The 15,634-nt window shown below is 71.6% G+C and carries 12 protein-coding genes and 1 pseudogene; 9 read left to right on the top strand and 4 right to left on the bottom strand.

The window, feature by feature from the left end:
- Positions 1–7: 7 nt before the first annotated feature.
- Entirely contained in the window at positions 8–838 is an 831-nt protein-coding gene (locus ABH926_RS48280) for a hypothetical protein (protein ID WP_370374145.1), read from the top strand.
- Here the strand turns inward: ABH926_RS48280 and ABH926_RS48275 are convergent.
- Entirely contained in the window at positions 813–1,805 is a 993-nt protein-coding gene (locus ABH926_RS48275; RefSeq protein WP_370374144.1) for a cupin domain-containing protein, read from the bottom strand. The two genes, ABH926_RS48280 and ABH926_RS48275, sit on opposite strands and share 26 nt — an antisense overlap.
- A gap of 91 nt (positions 1,806–1,896) precedes the next feature.
- Here ABH926_RS48275 and ABH926_RS48270 point away from each other — a divergent pair, with 91 nt between their 5' ends.
- The 4 genes and pseudogenes from ABH926_RS48270 to ABH926_RS48255 form a co-directional block, all read left to right on the top strand.
- Positions 1,897–2,727: an NAD(P)H-binding protein gene (locus ABH926_RS48270; protein ID WP_370374143.1), complete on the top strand. Its 831-nt coding sequence runs from the start codon at positions 1,897–1,899 to the stop codon at positions 2,725–2,727.
- Between the two features lie 78 nt (positions 2,728–2,805).
- Positions 2,806–3,717 carry an aldose 1-epimerase family protein gene (locus tag ABH926_RS48265; RefSeq protein WP_370374142.1) on the top strand — a complete coding sequence of 304 codons (912 nt, stop codon included), beginning with the start codon at positions 2,806–2,808 and terminating at the stop codon, positions 3,715–3,717.
- A gap of 48 nt (positions 3,718–3,765) precedes the next feature.
- On the top strand, positions 3,766–5,265 hold the full coding sequence (gene zwf, locus ABH926_RS48260) for a glucose-6-phosphate dehydrogenase (protein ID WP_370374141.1): 1,500 nt from the start codon (positions 3,766–3,768) through the stop codon (positions 5,263–5,265).
- 88 nt (positions 5,266–5,353) lie between these two features.
- A pseudogene (locus ABH926_RS48255) lies at positions 5,354–5,482 on the top strand (ion channel); the annotation flags it as partial.
- 135 nt (positions 5,483–5,617) lie between these two features.
- Here the strand turns inward: ABH926_RS48255 and ABH926_RS48250 are convergent.
- A complete protein-coding gene (locus tag ABH926_RS48250; RefSeq protein WP_370374140.1) occupies positions 5,618–7,153 on the bottom strand; it encodes a sugar porter family MFS transporter in 1,536 nt (511 codons plus the stop codon).
- Between the two features lie 129 nt (positions 7,154–7,282).
- On the bottom strand, positions 7,283–8,134 hold the full coding sequence (locus ABH926_RS48245) for a helix-turn-helix domain-containing protein (RefSeq protein ID WP_370374139.1): 852 nt from the start codon (positions 8,132–8,134) through the stop codon (positions 7,283–7,285).
- Positions 8,135–8,201: 67 nt separating this feature from the next.
- Between ABH926_RS48245 and ABH926_RS48240 the strand changes: the two genes are divergently transcribed.
- Entirely contained in the window at positions 8,202–9,251 is a 1,050-nt protein-coding gene (locus ABH926_RS48240) for an NAD(P)-dependent alcohol dehydrogenase (protein WP_370374138.1), read from the top strand.
- 30 nt (positions 9,252–9,281) lie between these two features.
- Positions 9,282–10,217 carry an RNA polymerase sigma-70 factor gene (locus ABH926_RS48235; protein WP_370374137.1) on the top strand — a complete coding sequence of 312 codons (936 nt, stop codon included), beginning with the start codon at positions 9,282–9,284 and terminating at the stop codon, positions 10,215–10,217.
- Positions 10,218–10,409: 192 nt separating this feature from the next.
- Here the strand turns inward: ABH926_RS48235 and ABH926_RS48230 are convergent, their stop codons facing one another.
- On the bottom strand, positions 10,410–11,672 hold the full coding sequence (locus ABH926_RS48230) for an RNA ligase family protein (protein WP_370374136.1): 1,263 nt from the start codon (positions 11,670–11,672) through the stop codon (positions 10,410–10,412).
- A gap of 134 nt (positions 11,673–11,806) precedes the next feature.
- On the opposite strand from ABH926_RS48230, the gene ABH926_RS48225 reads away from it, so the two are divergent.
- Positions 11,807–13,825, top strand: coding sequence for a protease pro-enzyme activation domain-containing protein (locus ABH926_RS48225; RefSeq protein WP_370374135.1), 2,019 nt, complete (start codon positions 11,807–11,809; stop codon positions 13,823–13,825).
- 536 nt (positions 13,826–14,361) lie between these two features.
- Positions 14,362–15,633 carry a hypothetical protein gene (locus ABH926_RS48220; protein ID WP_370374134.1) on the top strand — a complete coding sequence of 424 codons (1,272 nt, stop codon included), beginning with the start codon at positions 14,362–14,364 and terminating at the stop codon, positions 15,631–15,633.
- Position 15,634: the final 1 nt, after the last annotated feature.

The following is a 15,634-nucleotide window of genomic DNA, read 5'->3' as shown; positions in this document are numbered from 1 at the left end:
GAAACGCATGAACATCAAGGCATCGGTCGCCGCGGTCGTCCTGGCTGCGGCGACGGTCGGGCTCAGCGCCTGCGCGTCTTCGGCTTCCAAGGCCGGGGCGGCGGGGTCGGGCGAGGCCGCCGGACCGGCATCGACGACCGCGGCTTCGCCGGCGACGACCTCCTCCTCGGATCCGGCCACGCCGGCCTCCCCGTCGAACCCGGCCGCGCCCACGAGGCAGACCTCGGCCCAGCCCGACATCCCCGACATCGCGATGCTCTCGCTGGTCGACCTGGCGCCGTCGTCGACCGGAGCGTGGAAGCAGTACAGCAATCCGGCCGTCGCCGCCTCCCAGAGCGTCGACCCGGACAACTGCGACCCCGTCGTGCGTCCGCAGTTCGTCGACCCCGCCTACCCGCGCAATCCCGCCTGGGTGAAGACGCGCAACATGTCATGGTCGGCCCCGAGCAATTCACAGGTCGGCGAGACGGTGATCACTTACGCGACCGCTGCCGCCGCCAGTGCGGACTTCGCCAAGCACCGCGGCTGGATCGCGGGCTGCGCGAGCCGCTTCCAGTGGACCGACGCGCCGGCGACGTATTCGATCTCGAACATGGCGCCCAACGGCGTGGCCAACAGCTACGGCATCCGGGTCGCCATCAGCGCACCGGGCGCGCCGGCCTCGGCCGCGGGCGCCCAGGGCATCGACTACATGGCGGTCATCCTGCGCGGCAACAGCCTGACCGTGGTGAACGTGTCCGGGCCGTCCACGTCGCAGGACCCGGGGGTGAGCTCGGTGCAGCATGATGTGAAGGTCGCCGCCGGGAAGCTGGCTACCTTGTACGCGGGGTCGCGCTGAGCTGCGCGTCGGGTTCGTCGGCGCCCTCCCGCCCCCACTGCGAAGGGCTCACCCCCTTCGCCCGCTTGAACGCCACGCTGAACGCGAACGCGTCCTGATACCCGACCGCCTGCGCGGCCGCGGCGACCGTCGTCCCGCTGTCCTCGCGCAGCAGGTCGGCGGCCAGCGTCATCCGCCATCCGGCCAGGTATGCCATCGGCGGCTGCCCGACCAGCTGCGTGAAGCGGGCCGCGAAGGCGGCGCGGGACAGGCCGGCGGTGGCCGCGAGGCCGGCGACCGTCCAGCGCCGCGCCGGATCGGTGTGCAGGTGGTCCAGGGCGGTGCCGATCGCGGGGTCGGCGAGGGCGCTGTACCAGGACGGGTCGGCCGGGCCGAAGCCCGCGCACCACGACCGCATCGCGAGGACCAGCACCAGGTCCAGCGAGCGGTGCAGGACGGCCTCCTGGCCGGGTTCGTCGCGCGCGGCCTCGGAGGCCAGCAGGTCCAAGGCGGCGCCGGTACGCGGCCCGGCCGGGATCACGACCAGCGGCGGGAGGATCGCCAGCAGTCGGCGGCCGGCCTCGCCGCGGAGCTTGAACATGCCGCGCAGGACGGTGGTCGCGCCCGGCAGGCCGTCGCCCCAGGTGCGCGGCGCCAGGTGCGCCGCCAGCTCGGCGTGCTTGTCCGGATCGCCGAGAAACTGTTTGCGGCCGCCGCTGATCACCACCTGCGGCGGGGTCGCCAGGTCGTCGGAGATGGTGTGCCGGGTGCTGTGCGCGACCAGCGCGATGGCCCCGGCGGCGAGGTGGGCCGGTGCCGCCGAGGGCACGTCCTCCAGCCGCAGCGCCGCGTGCCCGCCGAGGGTGGCGAACAGCGTGAGCGCAGGGGCGTCGGCGTAGGTCATCGACCACGGCGGCCGCTGGATCAGCTGCCGGACCTGCGCGTCCCCCGCCCCGGCGCGGCGGAGCAGGTCGCTGAGCGTGTCCATAGATCCAGGTTAGACGAGTGCCAGACGATCACAAAGGTTTCGGCGACGTTCTCCCATGGAGAGTCCAGGTCGATCACGGTTCCCTCGAGTCATGGAGAACTTCCTCATCCTCGGCGGCACCGGCAAGACCGGCCGCCGTATCGCTTCCCGCCTCACCGCCGCCGGCCACCAGGTCCGCACCGCCAGCCGCACCGGCGGTGACGTCCGCCTCGATCTCGACGACCCCGCGACCCACACCCCGGCCCTGGCCGGGATCACCGCCGCCTACCTCATCGAACCGGGGAGCGTCTCCGGCGACAACAACCCGCCGCGCATGGCCGCCCTGGTCGACGCGGCGGTGGCGGCCGGAGTCCGTCGCCTGGTACTGCTCTCCGCCCCCGGCGCGGACAGCGAGCACCATCCGCTCCACGCCACCGAGCAGGCGGTCCGCGGGTCAGGTCTCGAATGGACCGTCGTGCGCCCGGGCTGGTTCTCACAGAACTTCAGCGAGGACTTCTGGCTCCCGGCGGTCCGCAGCGGGACCCTGGCCCTGCCCGCGGGCGAAGGCAAGATCCCCTTCATCGACGCCGAGGACATCGCCGACGTGGCGGCCGCCGCGCTCACCGAGGACCGGCACGCCGGCCAGGTCTACGAGCTCACCGGCCCGCGGGCGCTCGGCTTCGGCGAGGCGGCCGAGCTGATCGCCGCGGCGTCCGGGAGGCCGCTCCAGTACCTGGCGGTCACCCCGGAGGCCTTCGTGGAGCAGCAACTCGCCCATGGTGTCCCGCGGACGACGGCTGAGCGCATGGCCGGTCTGGTGGCGCGCGGCGCCGACGGCTCCGTCGAAGGTCTGAGCGACGGCGTCGAGAAGGCGCTCGGCCGGTCCCCGCGCCGGTTCGAGGACTTCGTCGTCGCCGCCGCGGCAACCGGGTGCTGGAGCTGACCGCGCGCCGTTGACCGGATGGCGGCAGCCCGCGCCGTCCGGGGCGCGCTCACGCCACACCCCGGCTACGAAGGACGCATGTCCGACTTCCTCACCGGCGAGCAGTACGAGCTCACCGCCGGTCCCTACCGCGCGGTGATCACGGAAGAAGGCGCCGGGCTCAGAGAGCTGACCCACGACGGGGAGCCCCTCGTCCTGTCCTATGACGCCGACGAGCCGGCGCCGGCGGCGTTCGGGCAGCTCCTGATCCCGTGGCCGAACCGGGTGGACCGCGGCCGTTACACCTTCGACGGCCGCGAGTACCAGCTCGACCTGTCCGAGCCGGAGCTGGACAACGCCATCCACGGCCTGACGCGCTGGGCCGCCTGGTCGCCGGTGGAGCAGCGGCCGGACACCGTCGTGCTGGCCTGCTCGCTGCACGGCTCGACCGGCTACCCCTTCCGCCTCGACGTCCAGGCCGAGTACCGCCTGGACGTCGAGAGCGGCCTGACGGTCACCCTCTCGGCCGCCAACCCCGGCACCCGCGCGCTGCCCTACGCGCACGGCATGCACCCCTACATCACGGTGGGCGAGCCGCTCGACGCCTGCACCGTCCGAATCCCCGGCAGCCTCTACCAGCCGGTGGACGACCGGATGATCCCGGTCGGCGGCCCGAAGGACGTCGCGGGCAGTGAGTACGACCTGCGCGACGGCCGGGTGCTGGGCCCGCAGAAGATCGACATCGCCTACACCGGTCTGCGGCGGGGCGCCGACGGCCTGGCGCGGGTCCGGCTGGCCGGCAGCCGGCGCAGCACGTCGTTCTGGCTCGACGGGGCGCAGCCCTGGCTGGAGGTCTACACGGCCGACAACGTCCCTGCTCAATCCCGGCGCCTCGGCCTGGGCTGCGAGCCCATGACCGGCCCGCCGAACGCCTTCGCCAGCGGCGTCGACCTCACCCGCCTGGAACCGGGGGCCGAGTACCGGGGATCGTGGGGGATCGCGGCCGGCTGACCGGCCACCCGACCGCGCGCCGACACCATCAGCAAGGGAGCCCGCACCATGCCGCTGTCCTCCAGCGTGACCTCGACCCACAACACCGACCTGGAGGGCGCCGACGTCCTGGTCCTCTACGGCATCACCGGCGACCTGGCCAAGAAGATGCTGCTGCCGGCGCTGTACAAGCTCACCGAGCGCGGCCTGCTCACCGTCCCGGTGGTCGGCGTGGCCTACTCCGATTTCGACGACGCGGCGCTGCGCGCACACGCCCGGCAGTCGGTGATCGAGGCCGGCTACCCCATCGACGAGAAGGTGTTCACGGAGTTCGCCGACGGGCTGAGCATCGTCACCGGCGACTTCACCGACCCGGCGATCTACGCGAAGATCGGGAAGGCGGTCGCCGGGAAGGGCTTCGCCGCTCACTACCTGGCCATCCCGCCCTCGCTGTTCGACAAGGTCGCCGCGGGCCTGGCCGAGGCCGGCCTGAACAAGAACGCGCGGCTGGTGGTGGAGAAGCCCTTCGGCCACGACCTGGCCTCGGCGCGCGAGCTGGAGGCGGTGCTGGAGCAGTACTTCGACCGCGACCACCTGCTGCGCGTCGACCACTTCCTGGGTGACGAGTCGGTCGAGGGCCTGGGCACCTTCCGGTTCGCCAACACCCTGCTGGCCCCGGTGTGGGACCGCTCCTCCATCGACAACGTGCAGATCACCCTGGCCGAGGACTTCGACGTCGCCGACCGCGGCTCGTTCTACGACGCCGTCGGGGCGCTGCGCGACGTCGTCCAGAACCACCTGTTCCAGGTCATGACGCTGCTGGCGATGGACCCGCCGAACGTCGGCGACCCGCAGGCGCTGTCGTTGGAGAAGTGGCGGCTGCTGCACGCCGTGCGCACCGTCGACCCGGCCGACGTCGTGCGCGGGCAGTACGAGGGCTACCAAGAGGTGAAGGGCGTGAAGAAGGACTCGCAGACCGAGACCTTCATCGCGCTGCGGCTGTGGATCGACAACTGGCGCTGGGCCGGGGTGCCCTTCTACATCCGCAGCGGCAAGGCGCTCGCGGTGACCGCGACCGAGGTGTGCGTGCAGCTGCGGCGCCCGCCGTCGGAGCTCTTCCGGGGCCTGGCCGCGGACGTCCCGCCGAACCTGATCCGGATCCGGCTGGAGCCCGGCGCCGGGATCGCCTTCGAGCTGATGGCGCGGAGGGGGGATCGCGGTCAGCTGCCGGTGGCCTTCCCGATGGGCATCGACTTCGAGAAGGTGCTCGGCGGCCAGGCCAAGCCCTACGAGAACATCCTGCACGCGGCGATCGTCGGCGACTCCAGCGGCTTCGCGTTCTTCCCGGCCATCGAGGAGAGCTGGCGCATCGTCGGCGACATCCTGGAGAGCTCCAACCCGACCGTCTACAAGACCGGTACCTGGGGACCGGAGGCGGCGGCGGAGCTGGTCGGTGCGGACGGGTGGCACAACCCTGCCGAGGAGCTGTTCTACGTGACGTACATCGGCAAGGGAACGCCCGAGCCCAAGCACAACCCCACCACGAAGGACGCGGCAGAGGAGAAGTAGCGAGGCTCGGAGGGAGCGCGCGGCCGCCGCGAGCCCGCAGCCGGTGCGCGGCGGTTCGCTCCCTGATACCCGTCCGTGGCGGGCGCCGTACTCGACGGTCACTCTGACCACGATCGGTTACGGCGACGTGGTCCCGGTCGGCAACACCGCGCGCCTGGTCAACACCCTGGTCATCGGCTACGGCACCAAGGGCCGGGCGGCGGTGGACGCGCTGCTGTTCCGCTCCTCGGAGGTGGCCGGGCAGCTGGTCGGGACGGCCGCGCTGAACCCGATGGCCGGCGTGGTGATGGAGGACATGCTCTCCGGCGGACTGGACCTGCGGGTGGTGGACGGCGGCTGCGGCGGCTGCGGTTCACCGGCGATCCCGTCGACGATCCGCAGGCTTGACCGCCGAGCCGGCGTCGGTGTGCCCCGCGTCGGCGCGCCCGGCGTCGTAGGCCCCGGTGGACGTCCGCGCCTCCGGAATCGGCTTCTTCCCGAACCGCTCGAACAGCGCCTTCTGGACCTCGTTCGTGTCGCGGTTCTTGGTCTCCGGCACGAAGCGTCCGACGAACGCCAGCCCGGCGACGCAGACCCCGGCGAAGATCAGGAACGTCTGGCCCTGGCCGATGCCGTTGGCCACGGTCAGGAAGGACTGGCTGACGATGAAGTTCGACAGCCAGTTCACGGTGGTCGCCGCGCTGGAGCCGTCGGCCTTGGCCCGGGTCGGGAAGATCTCGCCGACCAGCACCCAGAAGACCGGGCCCAGGCCGCCGGCGAAGGCCGCGATGTAGGCGACCATGAACAGCAGCGTCAGGTTGGAGTTCCAGCTCCAGATGAAGCTGAAGCCCAGCAGCGCCACGAAGCCCGCCATCCCGGCCAGCGAGATCAGCAGCAGCTGGCGCCGGCCCAGGCGGTCGATGGTGTTGATGGCGAGGACCGTCATCACGAAGTTGATGATGCCGATGTAGACCGAGTAGACGATCGAGTTGCTGGCGCTGCGGCCGGTCTGCTCGATGATCGTCGGGGCGTAGTAGATGATCGTGTTGATACCGCCGAACTGCTGCAGCGCGGCCATCGTCAGGCCGACGATCATGGCCGGGCGCACGGCCGGGGTGAGCAGGATGCGCCAGCCCTTCTCGTCCGCGCCGCGCGTCGCCTCCATCCGCGCCGCCTGCTTCTGGCGCTCCCCGTAGACCTCGATGATCTCGTCGGCCTGTTCGGCGTCGGTGACCATCAGCAGGCCCTCGCGGAGCTGTTCGACGCGTCCCCGCGTGTACAGCCAGGTCGGCGACTCCGGCACCACGAACCACACGCCCAGGCTCAGGACCAGCGCCGGGATCGCGCCGAAGGCGAACATCGCCCGCCAGTTCCCGCTGTGCGAGAACGCCAGGTCGATCAGGTACGAGCACAGGATGCCGACGGTGATCAGCAGCTGGTTCAGCGACAGGATGCGGCCCCGGATGTTCGCCGGCGAGATCTCGCCGAGGTAGACCGGGACCTGCGCCGAGGCGCCGCCGACGGCCAGACCGAGGACGAAGCGGGCGACCAGCAGCGTCCCGTAGTTCTGTGCGACGACCGCGATCAGCGTCCCGAGCGCGAACACCAGGCCGAAGATGGTGACCGCCTTCTTGCGGCCCAGACCGTCGGAGATCCGGCCGGCCGCCAGCGCGCCGATCATCGCGCCGATCAGCAGGACGCTGACCACGCTGCTCTTCTCGGAGCTCGACAGGTGGAAGTCCTGCGTGATGTACAGCAGCGCGCCGGACACCACACCGGTGTCGTACCCGAACAGGAAGCCGCCGACGGCGATGATGACCGCCCAGCCCCAGACCCGCCGCTCCCCGGCCTTGGGCAGGGTGATGGTGATCGGGCCGGTGGTGCCGGGTTCCCGGGAGAAGCCTTGCATCGTCGCTCGCATTCTCGCGTGCCCAGGGCGGGGCGGCGGTCGCCTCTGCCATGGTGGGCGGGCCCGGGAGCGACGGCACGCGTGGTGACCCGAATGGTGGTCGCGAGCGGCCGGATGGGGGATCCGGGTTCAGAGTCCCGCGAGCAGCCGCGGCTCGTCCCGCCCGGCGGCCAGCCGGTCCCGGGCCGCCAGGATCTCGGCGCTCTCGGCGTCCGCCGGCAGGAACGATTCGAGCACCGACTCCGCGACCGTGACGTCCACCGCCGTGGCGAACGAGGTCAGCGCCGTCATCAGCCGCAGTTCGCCCTCAGGCGCGCGCAGCCGCATCGGCACCGCGAACCCGAGATACGTCTGGTCCATGGGAGCCTCCGGGACATAGCCGGCCAGCTCCTCCACCAGCGAGTCCAACCCGCGGTCAGGACTCTGTGACGCCAGCAGCCGCAGGTTGTCGAGCACGTGCCGGCCCCACTGCGCGAGGTTGCCGATCCGCGGCGCGATGCCGTCCGGGTGCAGCATGACGCGCAGCAGGTCGATCGGCGGCTCAAGCAGATGCGGGGCGCAGCCTTCCAAGAACACGGAGAACGCCCGGTTCGCCGTGATCACCCGTCCCGGCCGCCGCAGCACCAACGCCGGATACGGCAGGTGCCCCTCGATCACCCGCTCCATCGCCTCCCGCACCGGAGCGAACTCCGGCGCGTCGTAGCGGGTCTCCTCGTACGCCGGGGCGTAGCCGGCCGTGAACAGCAGGGCGTTGCGTTCCCGCAGCGTGAGCCGCAGGGACTCGGCCAGCCGCAGCACTATCGCCCGTCCCGGATGCGAGCGCCCCTGCTCCATGAAGCTCAGGTGGCGCTGCGTGGTGCCGGCGCGGTTGGCCAGCTCCAGCTGGCTCACGCGGCGCAGCGTGCGCCAGCGCCGCAGCTCGGCGCCGAACGCGGGCGGGGCTTTGGTGGTCGCGGTGCTCACGGGGGAAGTCTTCGTCATCGCGGGGCCGCCGGTCCATTCCCTCCAGGGAATTGGATCACCGCACGGACCGTCGCACGCTGAATCCATGCGTACCTACCGCCTGCCGGGACCCGGCTCTCTGGACGACATCACGCTCGGCACCGAGGACGTGCCGACCCCCGGCCCCCATCAGCTCCTGGTCGAAACCCGCGCGGCGTCGATCAACCGCCGCGACCTGCTCATCACGACCGGCCGGTACCCGCTCCCGGCCCGACCGGGCATCGTGCCGCTCAGCGACGGTGCCGGCGAGGTCGTCGCGGTCGGGGAGGCCGTGAGCCGGTTCGCGGTGGGCGACCGGATCACCGCCTCGTACTGGCCGCGCTGGATCAGCGGCCCGCTCCGCCCCGAGGTCGTCGACCAGCTCGGCTGTACCGTCGACGGCTGGCTGTCCGAGTACACGCTCATCGACGAGGCCGCGGCCGTGGCCGTCCCCGAGCACCTGAGCTGGGCCGAAGCCGCGGCGCTGCCCTGCGCCGGGGTCTCGGCGTGGAACGCGCTCACCCGGCCGGGGACGCTGACCGCCGGCCAGACGGTGCTCGTCCTGGGAACCGGCGACGTCTCCCTGTTCGCGGCCCAGCTCGCCAAGGCGATGGGCTGCCGGGTCATCGCCACCACGTCCAGCGCGGCGAAGGCCGAGCGGCTGCGCGAGCTCGGTGTCGACGAGGTGGTGGACTACGCCGCGACGCCGGAGTGGTCCAAGGAGGTGCGCGCCCTGACCGGCGGCGCGGGTGCGGACCTGGTCGTCGAGACGCAGGGCCCGACCACCTTCGGCCAGTCGCTGCGGGCCGGGGCGACCTACGCGCAGGTCTGCCTGCTGTGGGTGGTGTCCCCGCAGCCGGAGGTCCTGACCGTCACCGAGGACGACCTCAGCGGCTCCCTGGCCACCGTCCGCCGCGAGTTCGTCGGCAACCGTGTGGAACTGGAAGCGCTGTGCCGCGCGGTCGCGGCGCACCGGATCCGGCCGGTGGTGGACCGGGTTTTCGGGCTCGACGACGCGGTCGCGGCGTATCGCTCCTACCGCGATGAGGAGAGCTTCGGAAAGGTCGTCATCGAGTCGATGTCACAACTGCGGAGCCCCGCTCGTCTCGAGTGCTGACAGGACGATCGCGATGGGGATGGGGCGGCTGTGACACGCGACGAGGAGTTCGAGGACCTGCGACCGCTGCTGTTCTCGATCGCTTACCGGATCCTGGGCAGCGTGGCCGAGGCCGAGGACGCGGTGCAGGACACGTGGCTGCGCTGGCAGGGCACGGCGACGCAGCCGGCTTCGGCGAAGGCGTTCCTGTCGGCGGTGGTCACCCGGATCTCGATCGACGTGCTGCGTTCGGCCCGGGTCCGACGCGAGGAGTACGTCGGACCGTGGATGCCCGAGCCGCTGCTGTCCGATCCGTACGAGGACCCCGAGCGCGCGGCCGAACTGGCGGACTCGGTGTCGATGGCCGCGCTGCTCCTGCTGGAGCGGCTGTCCCCGCTGGAGCGCGCGGTGTTCGTCCTGCGCGAGGTCTTCGGCTTCGGCTTCCCCGAGGTGGCCTCGGCGGTCGGACGCTCGGAGGCGGCGTGCCGCCAGCTCGCGGTCCGGGCCCGCCGGCACATGCACGACGGCCGCCCCCGCTTCGAAGCCGACCGCCGCGAACGCGACGAGCTCGCCGAGCGCTTCTTCGACGCCTTCCGCGAGGGCGACGTCGCCGGGCTGCGCGAACTGCTGGCCGCCGACGTGAGCCTGGTCGGCGACAGCGGCGGCAAGGCCCCGCTGGTCGCGCAGGAGGCGTACGGCACGGAGGCGGTGGTGGCCATGGTCACGCTGGTGGCGGCGCGGTTCGACCGGATCGGGGTCCGGCTGGAGCCGCACGTGCTCAACGGGCAGCCCGGCGCCATCTTCCGGGCGCCGGACCGCAAGGTCCTCAGTGTGCTGACGCTCGACGTGGCGGAGGGGCGGATCCAGGCCATCCAGGCGGTGGTGAACCCGGACAAGCTCGCGCACCTGGGGCCGGTCGCGGATATTTGGGCGGTGAGCCGGGCGGCTACAGAGGCGGCGGAGGCTGCGGAGGCGGCGGGGGAGTAGGTAGGCGCCGGCAGTTAGCAGGCAGGCGCTGGCAGCCAGCCGCCGCGAGTTGCTGCCAGCTGCCAGCTGCCAGCTGCCAGCTGCCAGCTGCCAGGCGCCGGGAGCCCGCGGCCGCGAGTCGCTGCCAGCCGTCGCCGCGTGGGGCGCGCGCTCAACCAGCCGCGCCCGACAGCACCGACAGCGGCTGCCGCGTCACCGTCTCGCGGCCCGCGCCCGATCCGCCGCGTCGAAGTCCGCCAACGTCCGCGCCCCCGCCATCAGCGCCTCGGCGAGCCCGTCCATCTGCGCCGGATCCAGCCCGCCGAGTTCCTCCGAGATCTCCTCCGCGGCGTCCTTCGCGATCTCCCCGACCACCACCTCCGCCGTGGTACCCGGCCCCAGCTTGCTCACCGCCGCCGCGGCGCGCGTCGGTGTCAGCAACGCCGCCGCCTGCACCACCAGCCATGCCGGCACCCCCGCCGCACCCTCCGGCGGCGCGATGTAGGGCCGTGCACCGGCGAACCGCTCGTCCTCGGCGAAAGCCTTCTGCTTCACCTTCAGCAACGGCCGCGCCTCGCCTTCCTCCCACGCGACCGCCGGCTTCAGCACATATCCCTCGGCCAGGTTGTCCTCCAGCTCCGGCAACCCGAACAGGGCCGGCACCCGGCTCGCGAACGCCGCCGGCAGATCCTGCAGCTGCTTCAGCGCCCCGCGGGCCAGCACCGGCACACTCAACAGCCCCGCCTCCACAGCCGCCGCGCGCACATCCCGCTCCGCGACCCACCACCGCCGTTCGCCAAGCGTCACCTGCGCGTCGAACAAGAGCCAGAACAAGCCCGGCGCGTACCAGACCCCGGTCTGCACCGGCTGTGTGCCCTCGGCCACGGGGACATCAGGATGCGGATAACGCCCTCCTGCGAGCTCCCCGTACAAGGTCACCACAGCGTCCTCGCGGCCCGTGCCGTCCGCCGCCGCATCGCGCAGCGGCTTCGCGCACCGCGCCGCGGCCACCGACAACGTCGGCCAGATCCGGCTCACGCCGAAGAACCCGTCGAGGTCGTCCTCGGCCAGCACCTCGCGCCGCTTCGCAGGCCGGACCCCGGTCCGGTCGCAGACGAGCGCGAAGTGCGCCCCGTGCACCTTCTCGGTCGCGACCCACTCGCGGGCGGCGGGCGTGTCGCCTTTCCCCTTCGACGCCATCTTCGGATAAGGCCGCAGCATTCGCGGATCCTTGCTCATCGGCGGCTGCCGGACAACCGTAAAAATACCGTCACGGCGGTCCGGCCGACGTGCCCGGTGCGCCGGGGTGCCGAGCTGGTCGCCGGCGCCGCGTCCGGCGTAGGGTTTTCCCGCCCCCTGCAAGGGATTGTCGCCGTTTCTTGGTGTTTCGCCGAGGTCCCGGGGTGCGTGCGCGACGACGGACCGTGATGGCTTCGTAAAATTCTGATCAACCCGGCGGCGGCCGATCAAACTCATGTGCTTCTTACCCTTGTGTTTCTCCGGCGGCCATCTATAGAAATGAGCGACGCGGGCTTAAATCCCACTGCCCACAAAGCGTCAATCGGGCATTGGGAACATTCGTCCCTCTTTTTGGGAAGGGAACAAGCACCATGACCAATGCCGTACCACGGCACCGCCGACGAATAGCCACGGCCACGACCATGACGGCCGTCGCGGCGTTCGTGACCGCCGGCGTGGCGATGGCCGCGCCGTCGAACGCCGACTCCGGCTCGGCGACGCTCGCAGGCAGCACCCCGGCCTACGCGACCGCTTCGGCCGACCTCGGCCAGACCGGCACCGCCGCGCAGTTGAGCGTGCGGGTGTACCTCTCGGGCCAGGACTCGGCCGGGCTGGCGGCCTTCGCCCGCTCGGTGAGCGACCCGTCCAGCGCGAACTACCACCACTACCTGAGCGCCGCCCAGGTGCAGAGCCAGTTCGGTGCCTCGCAGAAGCAGATCGACGCGGTCACCGCGTGGCTGAAGACGTCGGGCCTCAAGGTCACCGGCACGAACACCCACTGGATCGACGTCACCGGCTCGGTGGCCGACGCGCAGAAGGCGTTCGGCACGCAGCTGGACAACTTCAAGACCGCTCAGGGCACGCTGCGCGCGCCGAAGAGCGACCTGAAGGTCCCGGAGGCGCTGGCCGGGGTGATCTCGGGCGTCACCGGTATGTCGCAGGACACGGTGCACGCGGTCACCAACCACACCACCGACCCGCAGAACAAGAAGAAGGGCCCGGTCGCCAACAACGACCCGTCCTGCTCGGACTACTACGGGCAGAAGGCTGCGCCGTCCTCGGCTCCGGCCGTCCCGGCCGGCTACACCACGCCCGCCACGCTGGCGCAGTGCTCGGTGGTCCCGTCCGAGCTCCGCCAGGCCTACGGCGTCAGCAGCACCGGCCTGACCGGCAAGGGCGCCACGATCGCGATCGTGAACTGGTACGGCTCGCCGACCATGGAGGCCGACGCCAACCAGTACTCGATCAACCACGGCGACAAGCCGTTCGCGCCGGGGCAGTACTCCGAGGTGAACGACCCGTCGCAGTACACGAACCAGCAGCTGTGCGGCTACGGCGACTTCGGCGAGGAGTCGCTGGACGTCGACATGGCGCACGGCCTGGCGCCGGACGCCAAGGTCATCACGGTCGCGGCGAACTCCTGCCTGGACAGCGACCTGCTGGCCGCCGAGGCGAACATCGTCGACAAGCACCTGGCCGACATCGTGTCGAACAGCTGGGGCGAGATCCAGTACTCCACCGGCGGCGACCTCGACCCGGCGCTGGAGGCCTCGTACAACCAGATCTTCATGGAGGGCGCGGCCGAGGGCATCGCCTTCGACTTCTCCTCCGGCGACTGCATGAACGACGACGCCTACTCCATCTCCAAGGGCCTGAACTGCGACCCGACCTCGGCGCGGGCGCAGGTCGAGTGGCCGACGTCCTCCCCGTGGGTGACCTCGGTCGGCGGCACCGCCCTGGCGCTGAACAAGAAGGGCGGCATCGCCTTCCAGACCCCGATGGGCGACACCCGCAGCGGGCGCACCGCCCCGGGCTCCACCGCGTGGACCCCGGCCGGTGAGACCTTCGGCGGCGGCGGCGGCGTCAGCGAGACCGAGGCGCAGCCCTGGTACCAGAGCTGGACGGTCCCGAACAAGCTGTCCACCACGCTGATGAGCGGCGCCAAGGCCTCCCGGCCGATGCGCACCACCCCGGACATCGCGCTGAACGGCGACCTGTACTTCAGCAGCACCCTGGTCGGCATGACGACCAACGGTGTCTACGGCGAGTCCGGCTACGGCGGCACCTCGGTGTCCGCGCCCTCGTGGGCCGGCATCCTGGCCGACGCGCAGCAGGCTCAGTGGGGCATCCCGGTCGGCTTCGCCAACCCGGCGATCTACGCCCGCTCGTTCCTGACCAGCGACGTGGTCCAGAACCCGAAGCAGATCGCGGGTTCGCCGATCCACTCGGTGGTGTTCCAGTACCCGGCCAGCAGCGCCGCCGCCGGCCAGTACCGGCTGATCCAGTACGGCCTGGACGAGGGCCTGCCGGCCGCCCGCGGCTACGACGAGGCCACCGGCGTCGGTTCGCCGAACGCCCTGTTCCTGCAGTCGTTCGGCTTCGGCCACTGAGGATCCGAAGTAGCGCGCTCGACCTGGTGACGGAGTCGGCGCGGCAGTGAACGGACCGGCCGTCTCGCCCTTCTGGGCGGGGCGGCCGGTTTCGTTCACCGGTTTCGTTCAAGCTCGTTCGCGCGCTTGTTTGAGGTTGCACAGTCGCGGGGGCGCGGTGCATGATGCCGGTTGTCCATCGTCCCCGATGACCACCAACCAAGAATGCTGATGCAGAGATTGGAGGCCGCCGACACCCTCGTTGCCCGATGACGGGAACGAAGCCGGTGCGGACGGCTGATTGCGGGGGCTCGCGCTCTGATGGAGCGTCGGGGAGCCCTTTTGGTTCCGGTGCCGATGACGCACCGGGTTTGTCGGCGATTCTGTCTGATACCCGTGCACGGGCTGCTGTGGCGGCGCGTCGTTACGGGATCCCGCCGACGATGATCGCGGCCGTCGCGCAGCGGCGTGCGGCCGGCGATTGGCGGGGCGCGTGTGCTGCCGCCGATGTCGACGTGTGTCTGAGGACTGATTCGGTGCGGCGGTACCACGGTTCCGTGATCGCCGATCAGTTGCCGGGTGTCTTGCGGGAGCTCTCGCCGGATCTGTTGCGATGGCACCTGCCGCGGCGCGGGCACGGCGCGGGCGATCTGCTCGCGGGACTGTTGGTGCCGTTGGCGGAGGTCGGCGACGGGGATCGGAGTCTGACGCTGGCGGCTGCGACGCCGCGGTTCGCGTTGGATGCCGGTCAGCGCGTCGTGCTGGTGCTGCTCGGCGGGCGTGATGACGGGGCGACGCGTTCGGTGCTGGAGGCTGTGCGGCTGAAGTATCCGGAGCGGTTCGGCTTGGTGCGGCATCCCATGTTCTGGAGCGCTGATGCCGCGCCGGACTTGGCCGGACTGTGCGACGCCACGCCGGGCGAGCGGGAGATCGCCTCGTTGCAGGATGCCGGACGCTTCGCAGAGGCCTGGCACGCAGCGGGCTTCGAGGTGCGGCTTCCCGAGTCGCCTCGCCGCGCCCGCTGGCTTGCCGCACTCCCGATCCGGATGCCGGGTCTGGCCGATCGCGTGCGCCAGGCGCTGCCCGGCGTGGACCAGGCCGTGGTGCGATCGGGCGTCGGGGCGCTGGTGCTCGGCGGGTTGAACTCCGGCGCGGCCACCGTGCGGGTGGCGGGGGATCGGGAGTCGCTCGGGCTGCCGATCGTCCCCAACGCGGTGTGGGCAAGGGTTCTGGACGCCGACCTGCTCCGCTTCGGGTACCTCGGCGAGCACGAACTGCACCCGCTGGTCGCCCCGGCGCTGCTCGCCGATCGGCAGCCGGCCGCACCCGACGCCGACGAGTGGCTCTACCGCGAGGTCCCCTTCATCGCAGGACCCTGGCACGCGGACGGCGGCCCGGGCCTGTGGATCGCCTGCGGCACGAACCGCCACCGCATCGCCTTCCGCGACAACGCCTGGCACATCCTCGACCACACGGCCGACACGGCCCGCGAAGCCCTCCTGTCCCGCCTCGGCGGCCCGACGAACCCCTGCCAGCAGGCGCTGGACCACCTGGTCTCGGGCCGCCACGTCATCGACCTCGCCGAAGCCCTGCTCGCCCACGGCCGCGCCGCCGACGTGCGCCGACTCCTGCAAACCCACGCCGGCAAGCGCGCGGCCCTGAGCCGCGTCAGGCTGCCGGCCGGCGGCACGGTCGCCGAAGCCCTGAAGACCCTCACCGACCACACGCTCCGCCACCGCATGATCCTCGCCGACGCCACGCGCATCCGCCGCTCCGACCCCGACCGCCGGCCCGCCCGGAAGGGGGTCGCGGCCCGAACACACAGGTGAC

The organism is Catenulispora sp. GP43 (assembly GCF_041260665.1).
Lineage (GTDB): Bacteria > Actinomycetota > Actinomycetes > Streptomycetales > Catenulisporaceae > Catenulispora.
This window is presented reverse-complemented; position numbering and strand designations above follow the sequence as displayed.

Excerpts from the sequence above, each read along its gene's own strand:
- ABH926_RS48280 (WP_370374145.1), top strand. The coding sequence starts at position 8 with ATGAACATCAAGGCATCGGTCGCCGCGGTCGTCCTGGCTGCGGCGACG.
- ABH926_RS48275 (WP_370374144.1), bottom strand. The coding sequence starts at position 1,805 with ATGGACACGCTCAGCGACCTGCTCCGCCGCGCCGGGGCGGGGGACGCG.
- ABH926_RS48270 (WP_370374143.1), top strand. The coding sequence starts at position 1,897 with ATGGAGAACTTCCTCATCCTCGGCGGCACCGGCAAGACCGGCCGCCGT.
- ABH926_RS48265 (WP_370374142.1), top strand. The coding sequence starts at position 2,806 with ATGTCCGACTTCCTCACCGGCGAGCAGTACGAGCTCACCGCCGGTCCC.
- zwf (WP_370374141.1), top strand. The coding sequence starts at position 3,766 with ATGCCGCTGTCCTCCAGCGTGACCTCGACCCACAACACCGACCTGGAG.
- ABH926_RS48250 (WP_370374140.1), bottom strand. The coding sequence starts at position 7,153 with ATGCAAGGCTTCTCCCGGGAACCCGGCACCACCGGCCCGATCACCATC.
- ABH926_RS48245 (WP_370374139.1), bottom strand. The coding sequence starts at position 8,134 with ATGACGAAGACTTCCCCCGTGAGCACCGCGACCACCAAAGCCCCGCCC.
- ABH926_RS48240 (WP_370374138.1), top strand. The coding sequence starts at position 8,202 with ATGCGTACCTACCGCCTGCCGGGACCCGGCTCTCTGGACGACATCACG.
- ABH926_RS48230 (WP_370374136.1), bottom strand. The coding sequence starts at position 11,672 with ATGAGTTTGATCGGCCGCCGCCGGGTTGATCAGAATTTTACGAAGCCA.
- ABH926_RS48225 (WP_370374135.1), top strand. The coding sequence starts at position 11,807 with ATGACCAATGCCGTACCACGGCACCGCCGACGAATAGCCACGGCCACG.